Origin of the sequence: Clostridium sp. AF28-12 (genome assembly GCF_003435225.1) — a bacterium.
GTDB classification, from domain to species: domain Bacteria; phylum Bacillota; class Clostridia; order Lachnospirales; family Lachnospiraceae; genus Pilosibacter; species Pilosibacter fragilis.
The window spans coordinates 26,997-47,575 of the sequence record NZ_QWGJ01000002.1; the positions used below are offsets into that span (position 1 = coordinate 26,997).

Genomic DNA, 20,579 nt, shown 5'->3' on the forward strand with positions numbered 1-20,579 from the left:
ATATCTATGAATCAAATGACACTTTGTCTGCTGCTCTTCGCCCTGATGATCGTACTGTTTTTCATCAAGAAGATCCCCATGTCGTTCAGCGCAATGCTGATTGTGGTGCTGTTGGTGGTGACTGGATGTGTAGAGTCCAAAACTGCGCTGAGTTCTTTTGGCAACTCAACGGTTGTCACTATGGCTTCTATGTTCGTGGTAGCTGCGGGTCTGACCCGTACTCAGATGATCAATCGGATATCCCAGATGCTGTATAAGGTGACGGACGGCTCCTTTACCAAGGTGCTGGCTACATATATGGTCATCACCTGTATTCTGGGTCAGTTTGTGCCCAGCATTGTGGCCCTCTTTGCGCTGGTGTATCCCTTGGTACAGAATATGTGTGACCGCATGAAGATTAGCCCATCCAAGATGATGTACCCTATTGCCGTTGCCTGTGTGTCCACAAGTTTTATTATTGAACCTATCGGCCCCTATGCCGCCTGGTATGTCACCCAAAACGGCTATCTGGAATCTTATGGCTGGACCGCCAGTCAGCTTGGCATGTGGAGCGAAACACTGGTCTTTCTGCCGGTAGGCATTGTTACAATGTTGGTTGCTGTTTTTATCACTCCCAAAATGTTGCCTGACAATCCTGAGACGGCCCTGGGCAATGTCACAGCGCGGAAAATGCAGGAGAAAGAACCCCTTAGTCCGATGCGCGAGGTGCTGGGGTATGGTGTATTTATCGCAGTGATCATTGGTCTGATGGCTGGGCTCCCCTCTTGGCAGATCACTCTGGCTGGTGCTGTGGTAGTTGTAATTTCCGGCGTTCTGACAGAGAGGGAAGCGATCGATAACCTGAATATGAGTACGATTTTGCTCTACATCGGTGTCACCGTTTTGGGTTCCGCCCTGGCGGAAACCGGCGCGGCGGAACAGCTTGGCAATTGGCTGGCTGGAGTGCTGAGCGGTGTGACAAACGGTTATATTATAGGGTTTGCGTTTTATGCGGTCGGTTATATCATGACGTCTTTACTGTATAACCGTGCTGTCAGCACCGTCCTGGTTCCACTGGCGGTCATCACCTGCGGTGCGATGGGCTGTGATCCCAGAGGCCCCGTGATCCTGTGTGCCCTGGCCTCTATGTCCTCCCTTATCACGCCTTTGTCTACTGCTGTAGTTCCCATGGCGATGAACGCCGGCGGCTACAGCGCAAAGACAGTGTTTAAGGCTGGTATTGTTCACGGTATAATTCGTGGCGTGCTTGGTACTGCGATAGCAATGACCATATTCCCAGCGTTTTAATTAGAACAAAAAATTGTTCTGTGATTTGTTGAACTTTAAAAGAGTTGTTGGCACAGTCAACCCCCGAAACCGTAGTGTTTCGGGGGTTGCTCTTTTTTGACGTCCCGTGCCATCTAGGCATATTACCGAAATCAGTAAATGCCGAATTACATATGCAAATTGTTAGGGATCGCCCCGTCATGACAGTTCAGTCAAAATTTCACCGCCATCGCCATTTATGCAGATGGAGCAACGCCAAACATACTCCCAAAACAGCATCCGGAGAAAAACTCCTTTGCGGCATCCACCGTGGTTTTGGTGAAGAAACTCTGACGGACAGTGACGTGTCTTGGAGCGATTTTCCTGGAAATATGAGATAGATTTATTGTGAGTCGATTTATCACGTGATTGATATGCCCGCGGATATTGTTTTGTCGTCTCATGCTGGCAGAATGTGGAAGCGTACGCTGACGGCGCGCAAGGACATGATTCTTGCTCAAAACCGGAGAAAGAGAACATTTTCTCAGAAATATTTTCATATTCTTCTATAGCCCCCCCTTTCTAATGGATTCCAATCCGTCATAATATTTCTAACATCCTAACGAATAACGTGAGGTGCCGATATGAAAATGAAAGACAAGCCACAGGAGAAGCAATATATTATCTATTCCCGCAAATCCAAATTTACCGGGAAGGGCGAGAGTATCGAGAACCAGATTGAGCTGTGCCGACAGTATATTGCCGTGCACTTTGGTGAGAAAGCGGCGAAAAATGCGCTGGTGTATGAGGACGAGGGATTTTCTGGCGGCAATCTGGAGCGCCCACAGTTCAAGAAAATGATGAAGGATTCGCAGGAGATCGTGTTTGCGGCCATCGTGGTCTATCGACTTGACCGCATCAGCCGCAACATCGGTGACTTTGCAAAGCTCATCGAGGATCTGGGCGATCGGCACATTGATTTCATTTCCATCCGCGAGCAGTTCGACACGTCCTCCCCCATGGGCCGTGCCATGATGTATATTGCGTCCGTCTTCTCCCAGTTGGAGCGGGAGACTATTGCCGAGCGTATCCGGGACAACATGCATGAGCTGTCCAAGACCGGACGCTGGCTGGGTGGAACGACCCCCACCGGATATGCCTCTGAAAGCCTGTCCAGCGTGACGGTGGACGGCAAGGTGAAAAAAGCCTGCAAGCTGGGGCCTATTCCAGAGGAAATTCAGTTGGTTAAAACGATTTTCTCCGTATTCATGGAGACAGGCTCTCTAAGTAAGACCGACCAGTACCTGTTGGAGCATCGCTGCGTCACGAAGCGCGGCAAGCAGTTCACCCGCTTTGCCATCCGGGGCATTCTCACGAACCCGGTCTATATGATCGCCGACGACACGGCGTATCAGTATCTGAAAGAAAACAATGTTGACCTGTTTGCCGAACGCTCGGAATTCGACGGCGAGCACGGCGTCATGGCCTATAACCGCACCCTCCAGCGCCCCGGCAAGGCGAATCAGATCCGTCCCATGGAGGAATGGATCGTGGCGGTGGGCAAGCATCCGGGCATCATCGCAGGCAGCGACTGGGTGCGGGTGCAGGCCATGCTGGATGTCAACAAATCTAAGAGTTACCGCAGGCCCCGTAGCAACGTGGCGCTGCTGTCTGGGCTTCTGCGGTGCGGCGAATGCGGCGACTATATGCGCCCGAAGCTGACCAACCGCCGCACGGCAGACGGTGAGCTGATCTACACCTATATGTGCTCCAGCAAGGAGCGCAGCCACGGTACAGTCTGCTCTATGAAAAACTGCAACGGCAACACGCTGGACGCCAAGATCATCGAGGAGATCCGCAAGCTGTCTGCCGACAAGGAGACCCTTACCCGGCTTCTGGCGCAGACCAAGAAGGTCATCAGCGGCAGCAAGGAGGGTTACGATGCAGAACTTGCGCTGCTCCGGGAGAAACACGCCGAGACGGAAGAACGCATCAAACGGCTGGTGGAGTCCTTGTCCGTTGCCAGCGACACCTCTGCAAAGTACGTCATGGAGCAGATCGACGAACTGCATCGGGAGAGCGAGACTCAGCAGGCAAGACTTTCCGAGTTGGAAGCCCTCACCGAGCAGAGCCGGATGCTCCATCAGGAGTTCGCCTTCCATCAGGAGATGATCGAATCCTTCGCCAGCGCGGTGGATTCTGCCACGTTGGAGGAAAAACGCCGCCTGCTGCGCACCATCGTCAAAAAGGTGGTCTGGGACGGCAAAAATGCCTATGTTTACCTCTTTGCGGTGGATGGAGAGGCGGATTTTCCCCCTGTTGAGCAACCTATGTATCCGTTGGGAGAGGATAGCGAATGAAATCCTAATGATGTTCCGGACCGGAAAGAAGTTCTCCAGAGAAGTTTCCATCTATGATCCCATCGGAGCGGATAAGGACGGGGAGACCGTGAGCCTCTTGGATATCCTTGAGGCGGGGGACAGGGAAGTCCTTGAGACTGTGATCATCAAGCAGGACGTGAAGATCCTCTACGAGGCGTACAAGGAAAATCTCACGGATATGGAGCAGACCGTGATCCGCATGAGATATGGACTGTTCGGGACAAAGGAACACACACAGCGGGAGATCGCGGAAAAGCTCGGGATCTCCCGGTCCTATGTGTCGAGGATCGAAAAACGGGCGGTGGGGCATATGCGGGAGGCGTTTTATGAGCCTGCCGGGAACACCCGGTGATACATTTTGTAGAAAGTTTCTGCGGGAAGGGAGTTTAAGAATGATTCGGACGGAACGAGAAGTCCCCGGTTCGTCCGGCTTCCTTCCAGGAACGAGAGGTCCGGCAGCGGATCGGCAGGAGCGCAGCTGTAAAGGCATCCATTCGTTGTGTAAAAGTGGCTGAATCTCGGACCGCGCAGCTTTTCTATGACGGCGAAAAGGGCATCTTTCGGGACCGAGGTGCCCGCACAGATATAGGAGGGGATTGCCGGAGCGCCTTCCAGAGGCCAATAGGCCTTATTTTTTTTGCCGTCAGCCCGGAGCGCATAGACGGACGGAACCAGGGCGAGAGGTGACGCACCGATGGAAACCTGATGAAAGGCCTGGATCGGCATGTCGAAAACATTTGATGCAGTAAGAAAATGTTTTGCTGTTTCCATACCGAAGGACTCCCATGTGAGCTTTGCGACAGTCTTTACGGCAGAGTTGTTGATGCCGCCATAGGAGAGGGGAAAGGATGATTCAACGAGCCGGTTAAGAGAGATACTTTGCTCACTGTCTGCATCGGTTCCTGTGAAAAAATTAGCGTTAATGCTCCTGGCATCCATGCTGGTCTGGCGTAGAAGCTCCACGTCGGAGTAAAACACGAGAGGAATCGCAAGATAGGGAAGGAGAGCGGAAGCTTTTTTGAGTCCGCCAAGCTCCGGAATATCTTTTACCGGGAAGAACTCTTTTAATGGAAGAAGTCCATGCTCTCTAAAACGGTTCCAGATCCGCTCATCCTCAAATACTTCCAGATCCGTGGAGACCACGAGATCTGGAAGGACGGAATCTTCCTCCCTCAGATAGTCGGACATATGGCGGCCATATCCGAGACCGAAGCAGGTGATATCAAGGTCGATGTTATCCTTTCTGAGTTCCTCCCGGATCTCATTTAAAAATTGCAGCTCCTGCCGGTGCAGGACGCAGATATTGTTCCAGTAAAGTCTGATGGTTGTCATAAAAGTTCTTCTCCTTGTCGAAGTAATTCCTGAAGATGTTTCTGACACTCGTAGGCAGCATCCAGCTCTGCATAAAGCGTTTTTTCCGCCTCTGTCCGCTTTCTGATCCGGCAGACCTCCCCACCTTTCATTGCGAGGCGTGTGGATGCCATCAGGGCAGTGTGGGGATCATGAGTGACGATGAGGACAAGCTTGCTCTGGTCGGTGAGGAGCCGCAGCGCCGCTTTTTTGTCGATTCCTGCGTTTTCTATCTCGTCGATGAGGACGATAGGGCTGTCACAGATGCAGGCAAGGTCGGCGATCATAAGTGCCCGGGTCTGGCCGCCGCTTAGGAGGTTTAAACTTTCTTCCGGTAGAACCGGCTCCGGCGTGATCTGGTTCGCCATGGTTAACACATCATCCGGGGAGATCTCCGGATGGTTCCGGCACTGGCAGTGGAGCTTTAAAAATTCCCGGACGCTGAGATCCAGGACGAAGCGCATGCTCTGGGAGAGATGGGCGATGAGTTCCTTCGAGAGGCTGGAGCGGTCTGCCAGGGTGACCGGGACATTGTTTATGAGGATGCCCCGCCTGCTGATTCCGTCACCGTTTACAAGCTGCTCAATGTCTTTTATGAGACGGCTTTTTCCAGCCCCTGTGTTTCCGGCGATGGCACAGAGCTCGCCGGGATGGAGTGTGACCGGGGCAAAATGTTCCGGTTCCCCGGCTTTGTTGGTTCCTGGTAGAATCGTCAAAGATTCAAAGTTCATCTGTGGATACCTCCTTGAAAGATCTTGCCGACGACACCCTGCTGGTAGGCGGATCCCACCCGCTGTTCACCGACGCAGTAGGAGCAGACTCCGGCGGGCATGGTGTGGCGGAGCCGGTCTTCCTTCAGGGATTCAATTTCCGGCCGCTCCAAAAGCCAGCCCCCTAAAAATTCTGTCCCGTATCCGGCGAGACCGTCCGCAGGGAAAATCCTGGCACCCGGATTTATTTTTTTTAGCTGCCATTCGATGATCTCAAGCTCCGCCTGGGAGACCATATCGATCTTTGTGAGAACAATGAAATCAGCGCCAGAGACCATGGGACCAAGGCGCTCCGGGGAGTGGCTGCTGGCGGTGCAGTCCAGGACACATCCCGCGGTACAGAGTTCTGTCGCAGGAGAGCAACGGTGGCAGAGCCCGGCTGTCTCGATAAGAAGGCAGTCCCGCCCGAGGCTGTCACACCAGTCCCAGAGCTCTGGGAGATTTGATACGAGAAAATGGTCCGGGCAGATATCCCGGCTGAGTCCTGTTACCGTGGGGATATTGAGATTCTTATATACAGATTCATCGTTGGAGGACAGGCAGTCGATTTTACAGATGGCTGTCCGCATTCCTCCTTTTTCTAAGAAAGGGATCAGATACCGCAGGATGGATGTTTTTCCAACTGCAGAAGATCCGGAAAATAAAAATACATGCTTTGGCATTACAACTCCTTTGTCTGTCCTGAATGAACAGAACGTGTCACAATATGTAAAAAGCATAGCAGAGCCGGGGATTTTTCGTCAGTATCAAATGAGACTGGCGGGGGTATATTTTGGGCTTGTAAAATAATTGTTGTTGTGATACCATTCTAGTTAGATACAACTAACTAACGACGGATCATAGGAGAGACATATGATAAGAGAAGAAGAGATAAAGGCGGCTGTCGAGGCATCCCCTTTGCTTGGCGGCTGCAATCTGTCGGTTTCTGGTATGAATGTGAAATATTGTCATAAAGGTCAGATCGTGAGCGACAGACAGAAAAATGAGGAGATCATCGGTCTTGTCATGGAGGGCAGTATGGACGTTTACAGCATCGCCCTTGATGGGAGGGAGATCCTGCTCTCTCAATTGGAAAGGGGAGACTGTTTCGGAGTGGTAAATCTCTTAACAAACACGGAATTTCCGACAGTACTCCGGTGCCGTACGGATACCACATTGGCGACGATGCCGAAAAGCCAGCTTCTGGCGGTCATGGAGAAAAAAAGTGAACTGGCACTCCGGTATGCCGGATTCTGCAATCGGAAAATGCAGTTTCTGATCCGGAGGATCGAGTTCCTGACCATGCAGTCCGGAAAGAAGAAGCTAGTGCAGTACCTGTTGGAGGAACCGGATAAGGGCAGGGCGTTTGGAAAGAACGTTTCCAGAGATGAACTGGCATCGATCCTCGGAATCAGCCGCGCTTCCCTTTTCAGGGAACTTGCAAGTCTGACAAAACAGGGACTCATCGCCCTGCGGGACGGAGAGATCTGTCTGTTGAGGCCGGATGAACTGGAAGAGATCTTATACGCGTAAAGGGACGGCTGTGGTCAGAAGACAGGAAGGCGGTTTGTAAATCCGGAGACGGAACAGATTGCGGAAGAAAAATCGAAATAATATGAATGTTCCCGTGTATGGGAAATAACAGATAAGAAGCAGAGGTTTTGCGAATGCACGAATCCGTGTGCATGAAACCTCTGCTTTTTGTGCAGCAGGAAATTATGATAAAAGAAAGGTAACTATTCAGTACCTTCATAGTTACACGCAAAAATCCATTCCAGATCAGCTCCGCTGATGGGATTTTTGCCCTCCAGCCTATATTTTCTTACGGTCAGCGCAGCAAGTGCGCAGACCTACTGAACAGTTACAAAGAAAGTTTCATAAAAACGCTGCAAAAAGGCAAAAAAATACTTGCATAAATATACACATAGAGTTATAATTATGCAAAATTATTCAAAAATATTCACGGTCTCCATCCGCACCCCACAAATTCACGGCGGATGGAGGCGAACCTGGAATCCAGAACAATCTATGAGCGAGAGGAGAACAATTATGAAGCCAAAGGTATACATTGACGGAAAAGAAGGAACCACAGGACTCCAGATCTACGACAGACTTGCATCAAGAGACGACATTGAACTCCTGTTAATTGATGAAACAAAGAGGAAAGACCCGGATGAGAGAAAGAAACTCATCAACGCGGCGGATATCACCTTCCTCTGCCTGCCGGATGCGGCGGCGAAGGAGGCGGTGAGTTTTGTGGAGAAGGATTCCGCGAGGATCATCGACGCTTCCACGGCGCACCGTACAGCACCCGGCTGGGCATACGGGATTCCGGAGCTTTCCGATATGCATAAAGATGCAGTCGTCCATGCAAAATTCACAGCAAATCCGGGCTGCCATGCGTCAGGATTCGTGATCCCGGTCTATCCGCTCGTGGCGTCTGGAATGATCCCGAAGGAGACGCCCCTCACTGTATTTTCCCTCACCGGATACTCTGGAGGCGGAAAGAAGATGATCGCGGAGTACGAGTCCCCGGAGAAGCCGGAACTCTACAACACGCCGAGAATCTACGGTCTGAACCTGAAACACAAACACCTCCCGGAGATGCAGAAGATCTGTGGACTTGATGTTCCTCCGGTGTTCTGCCCGATCGTGGATGACTATTATAAAGGAATGGCAGTCACCGTCATGCTGCAGAACTCCATGTTAAAGGGAAATCCCACAGCGAAAGATATCCACGAGGCGCTGGCTGCCCACTACGACGGAAAGAAGGTCGTAAAAGTCCATCCGTTCGGATATGAGGATCCGATGATCGCCGCCGGAACCATGGCGGGAAAGGACAGCATGGAACTGGTCGTCAATGGACATGAAGGTCAGACGATCATCACGGCGCTGTTTGACAACCTCGGAAAAGGCGCTTCCGGCGCGGCGGTGGAGAACATGAACCTGATGCTGGGATTTGAGGAGACAGCGGGACTGAATTTATAAATAAATCGCCTGATTCTATTGGGGGCAATCTGAAAAGAAGGAGAAAATTTATGGAAAATCTGAAACCGGAGACAAGAGCGGGCGTCCTTGTGGAGGCGCTCCCGTATCTTCAGGAATACAATGGAAAGATCGTAGTCGTAAAGTACGGCGGAAACGCCATGATCAACGAGGATTTAAAGCAGGCGGTCATCCGTGACATCGTCCTCTTAAATCTCGTGGGTGTGAAAGTCGTTCTCGTCCACGGCGGCGGTCCGGAGATCGGGGAACTTTTAAAGAAGACCGGAAAAGAGTCCAAATTCATCAAGGGTCTGCGCTATACAGACAAAGAGACGATGGAAGCGGTCCAGATGGTCCTCTGCGGAAAGCTCAATAAGAATCTGGTAACACTCTTAAAAAATGCCGGAGGAAAAGGCGTAGGAATAAGCGGAATGGACGGCGGACTGTTTGAGGCGGTCAAATTGAACGATCCGGACGGAACGGAATACGGCTATGTGGGTGACATCGTTAAGACAAACCCGCAGATCGTCCTTGATATGCTGGAAAAAGGCTATATCCCGGTAGTTACCTGTGTTGCCGCAGGAATTGACGATACCTGCAACTACAACATCAACGCGGATACGGCGGCTGAGAAGCTTGCCATCGCGTTAAAGGCAAAAAAGCTGATCATGCTCACGGATGTAAGAGGACTTTTGAGAGATCCGTCCGATGAATCCACACTGATTAAACGCCTGAAGGTTTCGGAAGTTCCGTCTCTCGTCAGGGAGGGCATCATCAAGGGCGGCATGATCCCGAAGGTCAACTGCTGCGTGGAGTGTGTCCGTCAGGGCGTGGAGCGCGCGAACATTCAGGATGGCCGTGTGCCGCACTCGATCTTAATCGAGCTGCTTACAAATGAAGGTGTAGGAACCATGTTTTCATAAAAGGCAGACGCAGATCCATGTGAAGATGCAGGTTCCTGTAAGAAAACGTATCCGGCGCGGAATGTGCCAGAGTCACGTTTTTTGCAGAGAGAACGCAGGAAAAAGCGTGGATCTGCCGAATTAGTTGCCACAGGAGGTACGATATGACAGCGGAAGAGATCAAGAAAAAAGATTCAGAATATATCATGCATACATACGGACGTTTTGACATCGTCCTTGACCACGGAAAAGGAGCGACGCTCTGGGATGCCGACGGAAAAAAGTACGTGGATCTGACCTCCGGGATCGGAGTAAACAGCTTAGGCCACGGAAATCCGGCGATCGTAAATGCCATGACAAAACAGGCGGAAAAGCTCATGCACGCTTCCAACCTCTATTACACGGAGCCCATGGTGAGCGCCGCAGAGAAGCTCGTGACAGCCACAGGGATGGGAAAAATCTTCTTTGCAAACTCCGGTGCGGAGGCGAATGAAGGCGCCATCAAGCTCGCGAGAAAATATTCCTTCGATAAATACGGCGAGGGAAGGAACACCATCGTGACACTGATCCAGTCCTTCCATGGAAGAACTGTTACAACCTTAAAGGCAACCGGACAGGAGAAGTTCCACCAGTACTTCTTCCCGTTCACGGAAGGCTTTGCCTACGCGAAGGCAAATGACCTGGCTGATGTAACCGCAAAGGCAGACAAGACCTGCTGTGCCGTCATGATGGAGATGATCCAGGGCGAGGGCGGCGTTCTGCCGCTCGATAAGGAATTTGTCCAGGGTGTGGCAAAATACTGTAAGGAGAACGATATCCTGCTCATCGTGGATGAGGTCCAGACCGGCATCGGAAGATGCGGCAGCCTCTTCGCCTATGAGCAGTACGGAATTGCTCCGGATATCGTGACCATGGCAAAAGGTCTCGGCGGCGGTCTGCCTATCGGCGGCGTGCTGGCTGCGAAGTCCTGCGCGGATGTTATGGGACCGGGAACCCACGGTTCCACCTTCGGCGGGAATCCGGTGAGCGCGGCATCTGCGAATGTGGTCCTCGACACGGTGATGAAGCCGGAATTCTTAAAAGAGGTTGAGGAAAAGGGCGCTTACATCAAAGAAAAAGTCCTGGGATTTCACTCCCCGGCAGTGAAGAATGTTCGCGGCATGGGACTCATGCTCGGCATCATCGTAGATCCGGAAAAGCGCGCCGGATATGTTGCAAAGCTTATGGAACAGGGCGTTCTCGTCCTGACGGCCGGAACAGACGCGATCCGTCTGCTGCCGCCTCTTGTTATCACCTATGAAGAGATCGATCAGGCACTTGAGGCCATGAAAGGGGTATTTGAATCATGAATCATTTATTAAAATTACTGGATCTCAGCACAGAGGAGATCACCGGAATTCTGGATCTGGCAGACCAGTTAAAATATGAAAGAAAGCACAACATTCCTCATGAGCTTTTAAAAGGGCAGACACTGGGAATGATCTTCCAGAAATCCTCCACAAGAACGAGGGTTTCCTTCGAGACAGGAATGTATCAGCTGGGTGGACATGCATTGTTTCTGTCCTCCAGAGATCTGCAGATCGGTCGTGGAGAGCCGGTTCAGGATACTGCCCGCGTGTTGTCAAGATACCTTGACGGTATCATGATCCGTACCTTTGAGCAGAAGGAAGTGGAGAACCTCGCAAAATTTGGTTCCATCCCGGTCATCAACGGCCTGACGGATTTCTGTCATCCGTGTCAGGTCCTTGCGGACCTCATGACGATCCGTGAGAAGTTCGGAAGCTTCTCCGGACTCAAAATGTGCTTCATCGGTGACGGCAACAATATGGCAAACTCCCTGATCGTTGGTGGCTTAAAGGTCGGAATGAACGTGGCGGTCGCGACACCGGACGGATACAAGCCGGACGGAGCTGTCCTTGAATTCACGAAGGGCTACGGCGATAAGTTTGCCTTGGAGATAGATCCGTTTATGGCGGCGTCCGGTGCGGATATTCTGATCACAGATACATGGACTTCGATGGGAGAAGAAGCGGAGAAAGAGGAGAGAAAGAAAATCTTCAAGGACTACCAGATCAACAGACAGCTCCTCGCGGCCGCAAACGCGGGCGCTATGGTCCAGCACTGTCTCCCGGCATACCGCGGACAGGAGATCACCGAGGAAGTCTTCGAGGAACATGCCGACGAGATCTTCAATGAGGCAGAGAACCGCCTGCATGCGCAGAAGGCTGTTATGGTAAAGCTGATGAAGAAAGACTGATCGGACATGACGACTGTCTTGTAATTGAGGTTGGAAGCATTGGAAAGTTAGAAAGTCCCCGCTGGTGTGAGAGCGCCTGCGGGGCTTTTTTGCGCCTGCGCAGAGTGCAGCCCGGTGTGGGTGACCATACAGGATAGCGGAATGCGCCTGACACATTTAATTTCGGTTTAGATAAAGTTTATGAAATTTTAACAGATGTTTCCTAGGGAAAGTTTTGAGTGCGTGTTATACTAGGACTATATTTATAAAACTCTTCGATGAGTACTGATGACAGGCGGAATGGGTATTTGAGTGCCTGTTAGCTAAAATCGAAAATGTTTTATGCACAGGAGGCAGAAATTATGGAGATCCATGAATTTTATATACCATCCAGCAGCGGTCTTGCGAATCTCCACTGTATGGAATGGATTCCAAACGGCGAGGTGAAAGCCGTCGTCCAGATTGCCCATGGAATGATGGAACATGTGGGAAGATACCGGGAGTTTGCGGAATTCCTTGCGGGACACGGGATCTATGTTCTCGGGAATGACCATTTAGGCCACGGAAAGACCGCGGCAGCGGAGGAGGACAGGGGATATTTCGGTGACCATGCGGGCGCTGTCTCCGTGATCCGTGATATGCGCCGTGTGACGGTCCATGCACAGAGAAAATATCCGGGTGTGCCGATTTTCCTTTTGGGGCACAGTATGGGGTCGTTCTTCGCGAGACGATATCTGACCGTCTACAAGGACGGAATCGACGGTGTGATCCTGCTCGGAACCGGAGCACCGAAGGACGCTGAGGTGCGGTTCGGATATATGCTGGCGGACTCTGTCTGTAAGAGGAAAGGGACGAGATACAGGAGCAAAATGCTCTACAACCTGTCCCTTGGAAACTATAACCGGAAATTCAAGCCGACAAAGACGCCTTACGACTGGCTGTCCAGGGATGAGAAGAGAGACCGTGCCTTCGGGGATGACCCGCTGACGAACTTCATCTTCACCGCGGGCGCGTACCGGGATTTCTTCGAGGTGATCTTAAAGACCGCAAAACTCGAAAAAGCAGGCAAAATGTGCACCGACCTCCCGGTCCTGATCCTCTCCGGAAGCAAAGATCCGGTGGGAGAGGAGACAAAAGGCGTGCGGAGAGTTTACGACCGCTATGATAAAGCAGGGGTAGAAGATCTCTCCATCGGCTTTTATGAGGGTGCGAGGCATGAACTTTTAAATGAACTCAACCGCGAACAGGTATCTGGGGATATTCTGGAGTGGATCGAGGAGCGTGAGAACAACAAATAATTCAAGTCGAACGTCCGTGAGACTTGGCGCGTGATTCTGGTCAGCAAAGCTGACATATTCCATACAGAATCACTGCGCATCCCCGCGGAGCGTTTATCTCAGCCGGAGACCCAACTCCCACTGAGACAAATTTGCTATTACTCACCACCTAATGAGGTGGGAGTCTTCTCGACTGAGATAAAAGCGGCAGACTGGCTGCGCTGATCTGCGGGTCAGTCTGCTATAAATTCAATATTTGTAACTATTCAGTACCTTCATAGTTACACGCAAAAATCCATTCCTGATCAGCTTCGCTGATGGGGTTTTTGCCTTCCAGCCTATGTTTTCTTACGGTCAGCGCAGCAAGTGCGCAGACTTACTGGACAGTTACCAATATTTTTCTTAAACATTCTTAAATACATCTATATTATCAACAATGGTGAAAAATCCACCTGTCAAAAATAGTTCTGAAAAATTCAGCAAAGCAAAAACATCTTAAACATGTTTGGAAAGGAGTCTTTTTGTTCAGTAAAATCAACAGCATATACCTTCGCGGCATGGAGGGAAAGAATGTGACCGTGGAGGCGGACGTCAGCGATGGACTTCCGGGGCTGATCCTCGTAGGTTACCTTGCGTCCGAGGTACGGGAAGGCGGAGACAGGGTGCGGACGGCGATCAAAAATCTCGGACTTTCCCTGCCGCCCAAAAAGATCACAATCAACCTGTCCCCGGCAGATTTTAGAAAGGAAGGGACCGGATTCGACCTCGCGATCGCCGCTGCCATTTTATCCGCCTACGGTGGATTTCGGGCGAAAGATCTCAAAGACGCTGTCTTGTTCGGAGAACTGGGGCTGGACGGGACTGTTCGGGGAATTCCTGGGGTTATGGCACTTACAGACCAGGCACGGGAAAGTGGTTTTAAACGTGTATTTTTACCTGTGGAGAATGTGAATGAAGCATCCGTTATAGGGGGAATGGAACTTTATGGGATCCGGGATCTGAGACATCTCCTGGAGGTGCTTTCGGGAAAGCTTCCTATGCAGGCGGAGTCAACGATAAATATGGACGAATTGCAGAATTCCATGAACCGTTACGAGGTGGATTTTTCAGAACTTTCCGGTCAGCCGCTGCTCAGAAGAGCAGCCGAGGTGGCGGCAGCTGGAAAACATAATCTTTTGATCGTTGGTCCTGCGGGAGCTGGAAAGACCATGCTGGCAAAAAGAATGCCGACGATCATGCCGGGGCTTGATATCGCAGAGAGCATCGAGATCTCAAAAATCTATAGTGTGAGCCATCTCCTGACAGCCAAAGAGCCTTTGATCCGGACACGTCCGTTCCGGGCGCCCCATCACACCGTGTCGGTTCAGGCACTGACCGGAGGTGGGAGAAGACCGAAGCCGGGGGAGATATCTCTTGCCACCGGCGGGATTTTGTTCCTTGACGAGTTTCCGGAATTCTCCAGAGCAGCCCTGGAGACGTTGCGTCAGCCTTTGGAGGAACGGGAGGTGACTGTCTCGAGAGTGGAAGCTTCCGTAACATATCCTGCGAATTTCCAGCTCGTTGCGGCCATGAACCCCTGTCCTTGCGGTCATTTCCCAGACCGTTCCCGCTGTCGCTGCACCGATGGACAAATAACCCGGTATTTACAGAAAGTATCGGGACCGATGTTAGACCGGATCGATATCTGCGTGGAGGCATCACCGATCACTTACGGAGATATCAGAAGCAGCGGAAATAACGAATCATCCCGTGAAATCCGTGCCCGTGTGGAACAGGCAAGGAAGATCCAGGGAGAACGTTTTGCAGGTGAAAATATCCGCTGCAACGGCGAAATGTCAGGACGTCATATCCGGAAGTTCTGCTGGCTCGGACGCGAAGAAGAAAAGTTTATGGAAGAAATTTTTAAAAAGCTTGCCCTTTCAGCCAGGATGCATGACCGAATCCTGAAAGTAGCACGGACAACGGCAGATCTTGCAGAAGAAGAGAAAATCCGGCTTGCGGATCTCTGTGAAGCAGTGTCTTATGTGAAGAGCCGCGATAAATTCTGGGGAAATTAAAAGGAGAATATGAAATTATGACAAGTAATACACTCACCGACCGCGAAGCTCTCTACTGCCTCTGCCACGTTCCCGGTTTCGGCGGCGTAACAATCAGAGGCCTGAAAGACACATTTGGGACCTACCTGTCTGCCTGGAGGGTAAAGCCCCAGGAACTGCAGAAATCAGGAGTCCTCACGGAGCGGCGTGCGGAGGTCTTCCGGGAGTCGAGAAAACACGAATCTGCATGGCGGAAGGAGTTTGCCGGCCTGGCACAGAAGAACATCCGCGTCATCGCGGAATGCGACCCGGACTATCCGACCCGGTTTCTTCCATATAAAGATCGCCCGGCAGCCCTCTTTGTAAAAGGCAGTCTCCCGGAAAACGAGGTCCCGTCGGTGGCCATCGTGGGCGCGAGAGCCTGCACGGAGTACGGGAAGGAAGCGGCAGGCTTCTACGCCGGGGAACTCGCCAACGCCGGAGTCAACATCATCAGCGGCATGGCAGCCGGCGTGGACGGCTATGCCCACAGAGGCGCCATTGAGCGTGGAAAGCCCACCTACGCAGTCTTGGGCTGCGGGGTAAACGTCTGCTACCCACGGGAAAATTACAAAATTTTCCATGCCATGGAGGAAAACGGCGGCATCCTCTCGGAGTTCGTCCCGGGAACCCGCCCCGCCGCCATGAATTTCCCCATGCGCAACCGGATCATCAGCGCCCTCGCTGATGCGGTTATTATAATAGAAGCGAGGGAGAAGAGCGGATCCCTTATCACGGCGGACTTTGCCCTGGAACAGGGAAAAGAAGTTTTCGCCCTTCCGGGACGGGCAAATGACCCATTAAGCGGTGGCTGCAACCGCCTGATCCAGGGCGGTGCGAACATGCTTTTAAGCCCCTCGGATGTGCTGGAATTCCTTGGGATGAAATACGAAAGAAAATTAACGATTCATAAATTTTCACAAAATAGGCTTGCCAAGAACGAAAATTTGGTGTATGCTTCGGTTGATTCGCGCCCCAGATATCTGGAAGAGATCGCCGCACTCTGCGGACTCTCCGTGACAGAATGTATGGAAGCCCTTTTAAAGCTGGAGCTTGCGGGACTTGTTTTTGGAACCGGGAATCAATATTATAAAAAAGCGGAATGATTGCAGAAGGATGTGAAGAATATGGCGAACAGTCTTGTGATTGTAGAGTCTCCTGCAAAGGTTAAAACAATTAAAAAATTCCTGGGAAGCACATATGAGGTCGACGCGTCCAACGGACACGTGAGAGATCTTCCGAAGAGCCAGCTCGGAATTGATGTGGAAAATGATTATGAACCGAAATATATTACGATCCGGGGCAAGGGAGATATCCTTGCGAAGCTTCGGAAGGAAGTAAAAAAAGCAGATAAAATTTATCTCGCAACTGACCCTGACCGTGAGGGAGAAGCGATTTCCTGGCATTTGATGAAAGCGTTAAAGCTTGACGAGGTAAAAGATAAAAAAGTATACAGGATCAGCTTCAATGAGATCACGAAAAATGCGGTAAAGGCGTCCTTAAAGGCACCCCGCGATATCGATATGAACCTGGTGGACGCCCAGCAGACGAGGCGTATCCTGGACCGTATTGTTGGCTATAAGATCAGCCCGATCCTCTGGGAGAAGGTTAAGAGAGGCCTTAGCGCCGGCCGTGTCCAGTCTGCGGCCCTCCGCATGATCTGCGACAGGGAAGAGGAGATCTCCGCGTTTATCCCGGAGGAATACTGGAGCCTCGACGCGATGTTAAAAGCTCCGGGTTCAAAGAAACCGGCAGCAGCCCATTTTCATAATGACAAAGATGGAAAAACGGAGATCAAGAGCAAGGCGGAGCTTGACGCTTTACTTGAGTCCTTAAAGGGACAGAAATTTATCGTGACAGATATCAGAAACGGGGAGCGCACGAAGAAACCGCCGCTTCCGTTTACAACGAGTACCCTGCAGCAGGAGGCGTCCAAGGCGTTGAACTTTTCTACCCAGAAGACCATGCGCCTCGCCCAGCAGCTCTACGAGGGCGTTGATGTAAAGGGCCATGGCACCGTCGGTCTCATCACCTACCTGCGTACCGATTCCACCCGTGTGGCTGAGGAAGCAGAGAAGATGGCAAGTGATTTCATCGCTGAAAACTACGGCGAGAATTACCTGTCCCAGGGTGAAAATACAAAGAAGAACAGCGGAAAGATCCAGGATGCCCACGAGGCGATCCGTCCGACAAATCTTTCCTTAACACCTGTAAAGGTAAAAGAATCCCTGGCACGAGACCAGTTCCGCCTCTACCAGCTGATCTGGAAGCGCTTCACGGCGAGCCGCATGTCCGCGGCTGTCTATGAGACAACATCCGTAAAGATCGGAGCGGGCGGAAACGAGTTTACGATGACGGCATCCAGACTGAAGTTCGACGGCTTCATGTCCGTCTATATCGAGGCGGATGAGAAAGAGGAGAAAAACCAGATCCTCTCGAAGCTGGAAAAAGGTGAGGAGCTTGAGCTTGCGGATCTCGTGAGCGCCCAGCACTTTACCCAGCCGCCGGCCCATTACACAGAGGCATCCCTGGTAAAAGCCATGGAGGAACAGGGCATCGGCCGTCCGAGCACCTACGCACCGACGATCACAACGATCTTAGCCCGCCGTTACGTGGTAAAAGAGAACAAGAACATCTATGTGACCGAGATCGGTGAGGTCGTTAACCGGATCATGAAGCAGTGCTTCCCGAGCATCGTGGACATTGCCTTCACCGCGAACCTGGAGTACCTGTTAGACAGCGTCGGCGAGGGCCTGACCCCGTGGAAGACCATCGTAAGAAACTTCTACCCTGATCTTATGGAAGCGGTGGAAGAGGCCCAGAGAACCTTAGAGACTGTCCATATCGCAGACGAGGAGTCCGACGAGATCTGCGAACTTTGCGGAAGAAGGATGGTCATCAAATACGGTCCCCATGGAAAATTCCTCGCATGTCCTGGATTCCCGGAGTGCCGCAACACAAAGCCGTATTTGGAGAAGACAGGAATCCCGTGCCCGAAGTGTGGAAAAGAAGTCATCATTAAGAAGACGAAAAAGGGAAGAAAGTATTACGGCTGTGAAGCCAACCCGGACTGTGATTTCATGTCCTGGCAGAAACCATCCACTGAGAAGTGCCCGGAGTGCGGCAGCTACATGGTGGAAAAAGGAAACAAACTCGTCTGCGCCAATGAGCAGTGCGGATTTGTGATGCCGATGAAGGAAAATAAGGAAGAAAAAGAAGATTAATATAGCGAGATCAAGATCCGGCAGGGTGCCCAGAAGAGGCTCTGCCGGATATTTGCCGTAAACAAATGGTACAATTTCAATGATTCAAACTTTTAAAATGTGATAAGAACTTGACAATTTATTTCGAGTTATCTTAATTATCCGAAAAAGTCTTGAAATTCTGGAAATATCGTGTTACAATTTAATCGATCAAATATTATTCGTACGATATCAGAAAGTAAAGGAGGTTTTCGGAAATGAGTGTTGAATTATTGGATAAGACCAGAAAAATAAACAAACTGCTCCACAACAACAATTCGCACAAGGTCGTATTCAACGACATCTGTAAAGTTTTAAGCGAAATTTTGCTGTCGAACATTCTCGTGATCAGCAAGAAAGGAAAAGTCCTGGGTGTCAGCATCTGTCCTGGTGTTGATGAGATCCATGAGTTGATTGAGGACAAGGTAGGCGGCTATGTCGATAAAATGTTTAACGAACGCCTCTTAAGTGTCCTTTCCACCAAGGAAAATGTAAACCTTGCGACTCTCGGATTCGCTGAGGAGAATGTAAAGAAGTATCAGGCAATCATCGCCCCGATCGATATCGCAGGTGAGCGCCTCGGAACCTTATTTATGTACAAATCCGACGAGCAGTACGATATCGATGATATTATCCTCTGCGAGTATGGCACGACCGTTGTCGGCCTGGAGATGATGCGTTCCGTAAACGAGGAGAACGCCGAGGAGACAAGAAAAGTCCAGATCGTAAAATCTGCGATCAGCACCTTATCCTTCTCCGAGTTAGAAGCGATCACCCATATCTTCGAGGAGCTTGACGGAAACGAGGGAATCCTTGTAGCCAGCAAGATCGCCGACAGAGTCGGGATCACCCGCTCCGTGATCGTAAACGCACTCCGCAAATTCGAGAGTGCCGGGGTTATCGAGTCCCGTTCTTCCGGTATGAAGGGAACCTACATTAAGGTCTTAAACGATGTGGTATTCGATGAGTTAAAAGCCTTAAAGGCAGTAAATACAAAATAAGACAGGGAGACCTGTGGAAAAGAGGCGCGGCTGGGTGAAAAGCCGCGCCTCTTTTTTAATATGAATTGTTGTATGACATCAGATAGATCAGGCTGTATCTGGTGCATGAGGGATTTAAGGAGAGAAAAGACTATTAAAAGGTCTATCATATATAGAAGAATCCCTGCCGCCGCATGCCCGAATGACCTTGTTTTTTATGAAATCAAATGTAATGGAAAAAAATCAAAAAAAATAGAAAAAAGTGCTTGCAGTGAAAAATGACTTATGATATAGTGAAAAAGCTGATATTATGCACGTCTGCGGATTCTGCGAGTGGTGCCTGAGAAGCTCAGGTGTTCGTGGAAGTGAGATGCAGGCGGAAGAAAACAACCAAATGGAGGAAAAAAACATGAGCGTAATTTCAATGAAACAGCTTCTGGAAGCCGGCGTACATTTCGGTCACCAGACAAGAAGATGGAACCCGAAAATGGCACCGTACATCTACACAGAGAGAAACGGTATCTACATCATCGACCTTCAGAAATCTGTAGGCAAAGTTGATGAGGCTTACAAGGCAGTTGCTGATATCGCAGCTGAGGGCGGCACAATCCTTTTCGTAGGTACAAAGAAGCAGGCTCAGGACGCTATCAAGACTGAGGCAGAGCGTTGCGGAATGTACTACGTAAACGAGAGATGGCTTGGCGGTATGCTTACAAACTTCAAGACCATCCAGTCCAGAATCGCTAGATTAAAAGCAATCGAGAAGATGTCTGAGGACGGAACATTCGACGTACTTCCGAAGAAGGAAGTTATCGAGTTAAAGAAAGAGTGGGAGAAGCTTGAGAAGAACCTTGGCGGTATCAAGGAAATGAAGAAGATCCCGGACGCTATCTTTATCGTAGATCCGAAGAAGGAAAGAATCTGTGTACAGGAAGCTCACACACTTGGAATCACTCTGATCGGTATCGCTGATACAAACTGCGATCCGGAAGAACTCGACTATGTAATTCCGGGTAACGACGACGCTATCAGAGCCGTTAAGCTTATCGTTTCCAAGATGGCAGACGCTGTCATCGAGGCTAAACAGGGCGAGGCTGAGGAAGCAGAAGCAGCTGAGGAGAACGCAGAGGCTTAAGTTGTTATAAGGAATCCAAGGA

Annotated in this window: 17 protein-coding genes; 14 read left to right on the forward strand and 3 right to left on the reverse strand. The window is 50.7% G+C overall.

The window, feature by feature from the left end; genetic code table 11:
* Positions 1-6: 6 nt before the first annotated feature.
* The 3 genes from DWY93_RS02370 (at position 7) to DWY93_RS02380 (ending at position 3,978) form a co-directional block, all read left to right on the forward strand.
* Positions 7-1,287, forward strand: coding sequence for an SLC13 family permease (locus DWY93_RS02370; RefSeq protein ID WP_117469391.1), 1,281 nt, complete (start codon positions 7-9; stop codon positions 1,285-1,287).
* Positions 1,288-1,889: 602 nt separating this feature from the next.
* Entirely contained in the window at positions 1,890-3,605 is a 1,716-nt protein-coding gene (locus DWY93_RS02375; protein WP_242990504.1) for a recombinase family protein, read from the forward strand.
* Between the two features lie 10 nt (positions 3,606-3,615).
* Entirely contained in the window at positions 3,616-3,978 is a 363-nt protein-coding gene (locus DWY93_RS02380; RefSeq protein ID WP_242990505.1) for a sigma factor-like helix-turn-helix DNA-binding protein, read from the forward strand.
* Here the strand turns inward: DWY93_RS02380 and DWY93_RS02385 are convergent.
* Genes DWY93_RS02385 through DWY93_RS02395 form a run of 3 tightly spaced genes read right to left on the reverse strand, consistent with a single transcriptional unit; the run spans position 3,951 to position 6,408 of the window.
* A complete protein-coding gene (locus tag DWY93_RS02385) occupies positions 3,951-4,958 on the reverse strand; it encodes a hypothetical protein (protein WP_117469392.1) in 1,008 nt (335 codons plus the stop codon). The two genes, DWY93_RS02380 and DWY93_RS02385, sit on opposite strands and share 28 nt — an antisense overlap.
* A complete protein-coding gene (locus DWY93_RS02390; RefSeq protein WP_117469393.1) occupies positions 4,955-5,707 on the reverse strand; it encodes an ATP-binding cassette domain-containing protein in 753 nt (250 codons plus the stop codon). The genes DWY93_RS02385 and DWY93_RS02390 overlap by 4 nt, the downstream gene beginning before the upstream one ends.
* Complete coding sequence (locus tag DWY93_RS02395; RefSeq protein ID WP_117469394.1) at positions 5,704-6,408, reverse strand: GTP-binding protein; 705 nt, start codon at positions 6,406-6,408, stop codon at positions 5,704-5,706. The genes DWY93_RS02390 and DWY93_RS02395 overlap by 4 nt, the downstream gene beginning before the upstream one ends.
* A gap of 190 nt (positions 6,409-6,598) precedes the next feature.
* On the opposite strand from DWY93_RS02395, the gene DWY93_RS02400 reads away from it, so the two are divergent.
* The 11 genes from DWY93_RS02400 to rpsB all read left to right on the forward strand — a co-directional run bounded on the left by DWY93_RS02400 (position 6,599) and on the right by rpsB (position 20,557).
* Entirely contained in the window at positions 6,599-7,258 is a 660-nt protein-coding gene (locus tag DWY93_RS02400) for a Crp/Fnr family transcriptional regulator (protein WP_242990506.1), read from the forward strand.
* Positions 7,259-7,774: 516 nt separating this feature from the next.
* Positions 7,775-8,713, forward strand: a complete 939-nt coding sequence (gene argC, locus DWY93_RS02405; protein WP_181968477.1) for an N-acetyl-gamma-glutamyl-phosphate reductase — start codon at positions 7,775-7,777, stop codon at positions 8,711-8,713.
* A gap of 50 nt (positions 8,714-8,763) precedes the next feature.
* Positions 8,764-9,633 (forward strand): acetylglutamate kinase, encoded by an 870-nt coding sequence (argB, locus tag DWY93_RS02410; RefSeq protein ID WP_021904119.1) that lies wholly within the window; start codon positions 8,764-8,766, stop codon positions 9,631-9,633.
* A gap of 143 nt (positions 9,634-9,776) precedes the next feature.
* The gene (locus DWY93_RS02415; protein WP_117469395.1) at positions 9,777-10,961 is read left to right on the forward strand and encodes an aspartate aminotransferase family protein; all 1,185 of its coding nucleotides are present in this window, start codon (positions 9,777-9,779) and stop codon (positions 10,959-10,961) included.
* Positions 10,958-11,869: an ornithine carbamoyltransferase gene (gene argF / locus DWY93_RS02420; protein WP_117469396.1), complete on the forward strand. Its 912-nt coding sequence runs from the start codon at positions 10,958-10,960 to the stop codon at positions 11,867-11,869. The genes DWY93_RS02415 and argF overlap by 4 nt, the downstream gene beginning before the upstream one ends.
* Positions 11,870-12,210: 341 nt before the next feature.
* Complete coding sequence (locus tag DWY93_RS02425; protein WP_181968478.1) at positions 12,211-13,146, forward strand: alpha/beta hydrolase; 936 nt, start codon at positions 12,211-12,213, stop codon at positions 13,144-13,146.
* Between the two features lie 500 nt (positions 13,147-13,646).
* On the forward strand, positions 13,647-15,182 hold the full coding sequence (locus tag DWY93_RS02430; RefSeq protein ID WP_147324184.1) for a YifB family Mg chelatase-like AAA ATPase: 1,536 nt from the start codon (positions 13,647-13,649) through the stop codon (positions 15,180-15,182).
* A gap of 17 nt (positions 15,183-15,199) precedes the next feature.
* Complete coding sequence (gene dprA / locus DWY93_RS02435; protein ID WP_117469398.1) at positions 15,200-16,306, forward strand: DNA-processing protein DprA; 1,107 nt, start codon at positions 15,200-15,202, stop codon at positions 16,304-16,306.
* Positions 16,307-16,327: 21 nt separating this feature from the next.
* Complete coding sequence (gene topA / locus DWY93_RS02440) at positions 16,328-18,424, forward strand: type I DNA topoisomerase (protein WP_021904113.1); 2,097 nt, start codon at positions 16,328-16,330, stop codon at positions 18,422-18,424.
* 236 nt (positions 18,425-18,660) lie between these two features.
* Positions 18,661-19,443 carry a GTP-sensing pleiotropic transcriptional regulator CodY gene (gene codY / locus DWY93_RS02445; RefSeq protein WP_015554182.1) on the forward strand — a complete coding sequence of 261 codons (783 nt, stop codon included), beginning with the start codon at positions 18,661-18,663 and terminating at the stop codon, positions 19,441-19,443.
* A gap of 388 nt (positions 19,444-19,831) precedes the next feature.
* A complete protein-coding gene (gene rpsB / locus DWY93_RS02450) occupies positions 19,832-20,557 on the forward strand; it encodes a 30S ribosomal protein S2 (RefSeq protein ID WP_021904111.1) in 726 nt (241 codons plus the stop codon).
* The last annotated feature ends 22 nt before the right edge of the window (positions 20,558-20,579 follow it).

Bases quoted from the DNA above. Each gene is read 5' to 3' on its own strand.
- rpsB (WP_021904111.1), top strand. From the start codon at position 19,832: ATGAGCGTAATTTCAATGAAACAGCTTCTGGAAGCCGGCGTACATTTC.
- DWY93_RS02385 (WP_117469392.1), bottom strand. From the start codon at position 4,958: ATGACAACCATCAGACTTTACTGGAACAATATCTGCGTCCTGCACCGG.
- DWY93_RS02400 (WP_242990506.1), top strand. From the start codon at position 6,599: ATGATAAGAGAAGAAGAGATAAAGGCGGCTGTCGAGGCATCCCCTTTG.
- topA (WP_021904113.1), top strand. From the start codon at position 16,328: ATGGCGAACAGTCTTGTGATTGTAGAGTCTCCTGCAAAGGTTAAAACA.
- DWY93_RS02390 (WP_117469393.1), bottom strand. From the start codon at position 5,707: ATGAACTTTGAATCTTTGACGATTCTACCAGGAACCAACAAAGCCGGG.
- DWY93_RS02375 (WP_242990504.1), top strand. From the start codon at position 1,890: ATGAAAATGAAAGACAAGCCACAGGAGAAGCAATATATTATCTATTCC.
- DWY93_RS02380 (WP_242990505.1), top strand. From the start codon at position 3,616: ATGTTCCGGACCGGAAAGAAGTTCTCCAGAGAAGTTTCCATCTATGAT.
- DWY93_RS02425 (WP_181968478.1), top strand. From the start codon at position 12,211: ATGGAGATCCATGAATTTTATATACCATCCAGCAGCGGTCTTGCGAAT.
- codY (WP_015554182.1), top strand. From the start codon at position 18,661: ATGAGTGTTGAATTATTGGATAAGACCAGAAAAATAAACAAACTGCTC.
- argF (WP_117469396.1), top strand. From the start codon at position 10,958: ATGAATCATTTATTAAAATTACTGGATCTCAGCACAGAGGAGATCACC.
- argB (WP_021904119.1), top strand. From the start codon at position 8,764: ATGGAAAATCTGAAACCGGAGACAAGAGCGGGCGTCCTTGTGGAGGCG.
- DWY93_RS02370 (WP_117469391.1), top strand. From the start codon at position 7: ATGAATCAAATGACACTTTGTCTGCTGCTCTTCGCCCTGATGATCGTA.
- DWY93_RS02395 (WP_117469394.1), bottom strand. From the start codon at position 6,408: ATGCCAAAGCATGTATTTTTATTTTCCGGATCTTCTGCAGTTGGAAAA.
- argC (WP_181968477.1), top strand. From the start codon at position 7,775: ATGAAGCCAAAGGTATACATTGACGGAAAAGAAGGAACCACAGGACTC.
- dprA (WP_117469398.1), top strand. From the start codon at position 15,200: ATGACAAGTAATACACTCACCGACCGCGAAGCTCTCTACTGCCTCTGC.
- DWY93_RS02415 (WP_117469395.1), top strand. From the start codon at position 9,777: ATGACAGCGGAAGAGATCAAGAAAAAAGATTCAGAATATATCATGCAT.